7 protein-coding genes and 1 other RNA gene are annotated in these 5,538 nt (G+C 63.4%); 5 read left to right on the top strand and 3 right to left on the bottom strand.

Features of this window, described 5'->3' with window-relative positions:
- A partial coding sequence (locus H5T60_10900; protein ID MBC7242938.1) for an arsenical-resistance protein occupies positions 1–644 on the top strand: 644 nt, incomplete at its 5' end.
- A 61-nt stretch (positions 645–705) separates the two neighbouring features.
- Here the strand turns inward: H5T60_10900 and H5T60_10895 are convergent.
- Entirely contained in the window at positions 706–888 is a 183-nt protein-coding gene (locus tag H5T60_10895) for a hypothetical protein (protein MBC7242937.1), read from the bottom strand.
- A 183-nt stretch (positions 889–1,071) separates the two neighbouring features.
- On the opposite strand from H5T60_10895, the gene rnpB reads away from it, so the two are divergent.
- Positions 1,072–1,449, top strand: an RNA gene (rnpB, locus tag H5T60_10890) — RNase P RNA component class A.
- A gap of 9 nt (positions 1,450–1,458) precedes the next feature.
- On the opposite strand, the gene H5T60_10885 is transcribed toward rnpB, so the two are convergent.
- Positions 1,459–2,898, bottom strand: coding sequence for a hypothetical protein (locus H5T60_10885; GenBank protein ID MBC7242936.1), 1,440 nt, complete (start codon positions 2,896–2,898; stop codon positions 1,459–1,461).
- Complete coding sequence (locus H5T60_10880) at positions 2,858–3,541, bottom strand: molybdenum cofactor guanylyltransferase (protein MBC7242935.1); 684 nt, start codon at positions 3,539–3,541, stop codon at positions 2,858–2,860. Before H5T60_10880 ends, H5T60_10885 begins: the two co-directional genes overlap by 41 nt.
- A 375-nt stretch (positions 3,542–3,916) precedes the next feature.
- Here H5T60_10880 and H5T60_10875 point away from each other — a divergent pair, with 375 nt between their 5' ends.
- The 3 genes from H5T60_10875 to H5T60_10865 all read left to right on the top strand — a co-directional run.
- Positions 3,917–4,747: an MBL fold metallo-hydrolase gene (locus H5T60_10875; protein MBC7242934.1), complete on the top strand. Its 831-nt coding sequence runs from the start codon at positions 3,917–3,919 to the stop codon at positions 4,745–4,747.
- Positions 4,748–4,797: 50 nt separating this feature from the next.
- Positions 4,798–5,337 carry a hypoxanthine phosphoribosyltransferase gene (gene hpt, locus H5T60_10870; GenBank protein ID MBC7242933.1) on the top strand — a complete coding sequence of 180 codons (540 nt, stop codon included), beginning with the start codon at positions 4,798–4,800 and terminating at the stop codon, positions 5,335–5,337.
- A gap of 26 nt (positions 5,338–5,363) precedes the next feature.
- A partial coding sequence (locus H5T60_10865) for a hypothetical protein (GenBank protein MBC7242932.1) occupies positions 5,364–5,538 on the top strand: 175 nt, incomplete at its 3' end.

The raw sequence follows: 5,538 nt of genomic DNA, 5'->3' as shown, positions 1-5,538 counted from the left end.
AGTACGCCGCCGGCTTGGTGGCCTTCAACAGCGTCTTCCAGGTGCTCTTTTACAGCGTCTATGCCTGGTTCTTCGTCACCGTCCTGCCGCCGCTCTTCGGCCTGCAGGGGAGCGAGGTGCACGTCACCATCGGCGAGATCGCCAAGAGCGTGTTCATCTACCTGGGCATCCCGATGATCGCCGGCTTCCTGACCCGCGCCATCCTCCTGCGCCGCAAAGGCCGGGAATGGTACGAGACCCGCTTCATCCCGCGCATCAGCCCCATCACCCTGATTGCCCTGCTCTTCACCATCATCGTCATGTTCAGCCTGAAGGGCAATCTGATCGTGCAGATTCCTCTGGACGTGGTGCGCATCGCCATCCCGCTGGCGCTCTACTTCGTGATCATGTTCCTGGTGAGCTTCTGGATGGGTTACAAGCTGGGCGCGGACTATTCCAAGACCACTACCATCGCCTTCACGGCCGCCAGCAACAACTTCGAGCTGGCGATCGCGGTCTCGGTGGCGGTCTTCGGCATCAACTCCGGCGGCGCTTTTGCGGCGGTCATCGGCCCGTTGATCGAGGTGCCGGTGATGATCAGCCTGGTGAACGTGGCGTTCGCCCTCCAGCGCCGGCTTTTCCGGGCGGAGGCCCAGCCGGCCTGATCCTGACAACGATAAGACAGCGTTACACGAAGACGGCCGCTACGAAAGCGGCCGTCTTTTTTCAGTCGTATACCAGCCGGCCCTCCACCTTTGCTGACAGGTTCTGGTGAGTGCGCAGGTATTCTTCCAGCACCTGCTGGGCGGAGGTGCTGACGACTTTGAGGCCGGCGGCCTGCGACAGTTCCTCCGGCTGAATGTCGAGGTACTGCCGGCAGTTGGAGTAATGGTAGGCCTGGAGGGCCACGCGATAGAGGGTGTTCGCCTGTACCGGCTGACCGCGGACCTTCAGCGAGACCAGCCGGCGGGCCCCGTCATCATATACCGCCTCGACCTTTCCTCTACAAGGTGGCCGACGCCTGGGCGGGGAACTCGCTATGGGCAGAACTTGACGCCGGCCCTTGTCTTACAATATAATAAATGTAGCTTCCAAGCAGGTCAGGCGACCGCGGTCGGCCGTACGGCCGGCTGAGGAAAGTCCGAGCTCCGCAGAGCACGGTGCTGGGTAACGCCCAGGCGGGGTGACCCGACGGAAAGTGCCACAGAAAACAGACCGCCGGCCATCGGCCGGTAAGGGTGAAACGGTGGTGTAAGAGACCACCAGCAGTCCGGGTGACCGGGCTGGCTAGGCAAACCCCACCGGGAGCAAGGCCAAATATGGGGGTGCGGCGCTTCGGCGCCAGGGGGTTGCTCGCCCTCTGCCCCCGGGTAGGCCGCTTGAGGCTGTCGGCAACGGCAGTCCCAGAGAGATGGTCGCCACCCAGCCGTCGGCTGGGGACAGAACTCGGCTTATCGACCTGCTTGGAGGCGTTTTGTTTTATTCCTCGTATATCTCCGTGTAGGTGCGGCACCCGATGACGCCGTGTTCGAACCGACAGCGCGGCAGTCCCCACTCATCCTCGCCCTGGTCCTCCACCGGATAGCCCAGCGGCCCCAGGGCGCCGCCGTAGGTGTAGATGTAGCGGTTGTGGATAACACCCCGCACCACATAGGCCTGGGAGGCGCCGTCCTTCAGCATGATGATGGCCTTCTGGCCCTTGGAATTGATGAAGTCCTGCACGACGCCGGCGCCCCAGCGGTGCACGTACACGCCCCCGCCGTTATCCGTCGGTACGCCCAGCACTTTCTCGCCGCCGTTGCGCTCATAGGCGGCGATAATGGCGGGATAGCGCCGGCCGGCGGAGTCGTAGCCCACCAGCGGCGCCGGGGCGCTTTCGGCGCAGAGCGCCTTGAAGGCGGCGTAGGCCTGCTTGCGGTTGGAGGCGATGAAGGCGCCGGCGCGGTACAGACCGTAGTTCTGCCCGGAGAAATCCTGCAGGCAGAACCAGGCGGCGGTCTTCACGCGAGGATGGTCGCGCAGGAGGCGGAAGGCGGTCTGCAGATTGCTGGCCTGTTTGGCCTCGCCGTTGTCCGATGTCCAGCCGTACTCCGAGACATGAAGCCCTTTCTCCGTGAGGTTCCCCTCGTAGCGCGTGATGACCGACCAGATGGCGTTCAGGTAGCGGGTGATGACCGCTTCGATGTCCGCCGGCGCGGCCGTCGGCGATAGGCCCACGTAGAGATGGTACCCGATGTCGTCCAGGGGATAGGTGCCGTTCGCCGCCTGGAACGCTTCCCAGCCGTGCGACTGCCGGCCCAAGCGGTAGGTCTGGTCCAGATAGGCGGTGCCGTCATCCCCGCCGTCGGGCAGGTCATGGGCCAGCAGGGGCCCGGAGACCAGGATGACATCCCGCTGGTCGTCGATCTTGATCTTCTGGTAAATGTCGCGCAGCATGCGGGCGAACCAATATGGATGCACCCAACTGCTCTGCCCGCCGTGCCAATCGTTGGGCTCGTTGAAGGATTCGTAAATGTGGATGCGGTCGGCGAAGTGCGCGACAATGGCGGCGAAATTGGCCACATATTCCCTCAGCCAGTCCTCGGCGTCCGAATTCGGCGTGGGCTGTCGGAAGCGGTTGCCCGGGTCGGGCCGGCTGGTGGCCTCGGCCCCCACCAGGGCATACACCCCCAGCCCTTTGGCCAGCAGGCCGTCCACGATGGTGTCGTAGGTCTGGAACCAGGTGCGGCCGGCGTGCGGAGTGGTGTCGGCCGGCGAGCGCCACGGCCCCAGCACGAAATTCAGCCGCACGAAGGCCGCGCCGGTGTCGGCGATGATGGTAGGATCGGCATACTGCGTGGCGATGGCCCCGGAACCCACGTCAATGGGCCGGTTGGCGTCAATACCCATCTTGCCCTTGCTGAAGATGCGATCGCTCATGGGAGACTCCTCCTGCCGGCCAAGGCTCCGCCGGCGGTTGCAACAGCTCTCGGATGGCCTGGAGATCTTGCGACGTGTTGATGTTCATGAACGAGCGGAACTGCGGGTCGAACACCGCGATCTCCTCCGGCTCCACGTAGCGGACGCAAATGTCATCGAAGAAGGAAATGATGCGTCTGTCGCCGCGGGCCAGCGCCCGGCGGATGGGCTCCAGACAAGCCCGGGAATATACGGCGTGCAGGGGTTCGACGCCGTCGGGAAGCCGCGGCACCACCGCATCAAACTGGGAGGAGAGTCCGATGAGATAGCGGAGCAGGGGGCGCGAAAGGAAGGGCATGTCGCAGGCGACCACCAGCACGCGCGCACCGCCGGCCCGTGCGAGAGCGGTATAGATGCCGCCCAGCGCGCCGTAGCCGGGGATGATGTCCGGCTCCACGCGCGCGCCCAGGCCGGCGTAGCGCTGGAGGTCATTGGCGATGATGATGAGCTCCTGCCCGATGCCGGCCAGCGCCCCCAGAGTCCATTGGATGAGCGGCCGGCCGCCCAGCTCCAGGAAGGCCTTATCCGCTCCCATGCGCCGGCTTTGTCCGCCGGCGAGCACGGCACAGATCACGGCCGGCGGCGTCCTTGTACTGCTGTCCATTCCCTGACCTCCTGCACCAGCCAACCCAGTATAGTCCAAAACTTCCCCCTTGTCCACTGTTTCAAGCGCAGGCGATCCTTAAAATTTGTCCGAACCTCTTTACACCCGCTGGGAATTCTGCTATAATATCATTTGCAACCGAAAAGTGTACAGCTTTCCATGTGAGAAAGCGAGGAGTCCCCTAACCTGGGCGCAGGGTGGGCGCTTGTGGCGGCATTGACCGCTTAAGAGGGGAAATCTCCTCGCTTTTCATGTCCGCTTTTCCCCGCTGAAATATTGACCCGCATGCCGTTCCTGCCGTATAATGTCCCCGGCACATTCCTACAAACGACGGCTCGCGGCATCTGGCCCGCGGCGCAGGACGGGAGGAAGCGAGTGGCTGAGCTGTTCGAGGTGCGTAAGCTGGCGCCGGGTGTGCATGTCATCACCGAGCTGGGGCAGTCGCACGCCTATCTGGTGGAGGGGGATGCCTATGCGGCGCTGATTGATACGGGGATGGGCATCGGCGACATCCGGGCGGTGGTGGAGGCGCTGACCAGCCGGCCGGTCATCGTGCTGAACACCCATACCCACTGGGACCATGTGGGCGGCAACCACCGCTTCGAACATATCGGCGTGCACCCGGCGGAGGCGGAGGGCCTTCAGCATCCGCGCCTCTCGGAGGCTTCCCAGCAGTACCTGCGCCGGCTTCAGGAAAACGGCTACCCCTTCCCGCCGGATTTCGATGCCAAACGCTTTCATCCCCGGCCTTCCTCCGCCTCCTTTTTCCTCGAGCACGGTCAGGAGATCGACCTGGGGGGACGCCGGCTCATCGTATGGCATACGCCGGGGCATTCCCCTGGCTCCGTCTGCTTCGTGGATGAGGTGGAGCGCCTGATGTTCGCCGGCGACACCGTGTATGAGGGGCCTATCTACCTGCATTTGCCAGGCAGTGATCCGCAGGCCATGCTGTCCACCCTTCAGATGCTTTCGCAGTTGGCCTGGGAGATCAATCTGCTGATGCCCGGGCATGGGCTGACGCCCACCGACGGCCGGCTCCTCCACGAGGCGGCTGACGGCCTGCGCCGGACCTTCGCCGGCGAGGTGCCGCTGAAGAAAGGCATTTCGATCCACAGCGCGGTGCGGGTGGCCTCGTTCTCTCGCGGTATGTTCTTCCTGCCGGCGGATTGGCGCCCGCCGCAGAGCGGTGCGCCAACTGCCGGCTGATACATTTTCCATCCTCGCATATCTGTCAGAAAGGGGAACCGGTTGCCATGCTGAAAGATGACATCGCCCAAGTGCTGATCACCGAGGAGGAGCTTCAGGCCAAGGTCAAGGAGCTGGGCGCCCAGATCGCGGCCGATTACCGGGACAAAAACCCCCTCCTCATCAGCGTTCTCAAAGGGGCCATGGTATTCATGGCCGACCTCATCCGCGCCATGGACATTCACCTGGGCATTGACTTTATCGCCACTTCCAGTTATGATGGAGATACCAGCACGGGCGTCGTGCGCATCCTGAAGGACCTGGAGAGCGACATTTACGGCCGGCATGTCATCGTGGTAGAGGATATTGTGGACACCGGCAGGACCCTGAACTACCTGCTGGAACTTTTGCAGGCGCGCCAGCCGGCATCCATCCGTCTGTGCGTCCTGCTGGACAAGCCCAGCCGGCGCGAGGTGCCCATCAAGGCCGATTACCTGGGCTTCAGCATCCCGGACTATTTCGTCGTCGGTTACGGCCTGGATTTCGCCGAGAAGTACCGCAATTTGCCCTTTATCGGGGTGTTAAAGCCGGAGCTGTACCGCAAGAAGTAGCCGGCATAGGCGGAAAGGAGACAACGATGGCGGAATATGGGCCGCGCACGCCCGAAGAGCGATATGGGCCGGCCTTGGAGAAGGCGCGGGCGGAGATATCCAGCCGCGATCCCGTGGTCATGGCGATATGGGCCGGCTTGCGCTATGAGCCGGCCGGCGAGGGGAGCGGCTATTTCGAGATCCCCTTACTGAATGAGTCCT

Source organism: Anaerolineae bacterium (assembly GCA_014360855.1).
GTDB lineage: Bacteria > Chloroflexota > Anaerolineae > JACIWP01 > JACIWP01 > JACIWP01.
Note: the sequence above shows the minus strand (reverse complement) of the source record. Positions and strands in the feature narration are given on the sequence as shown.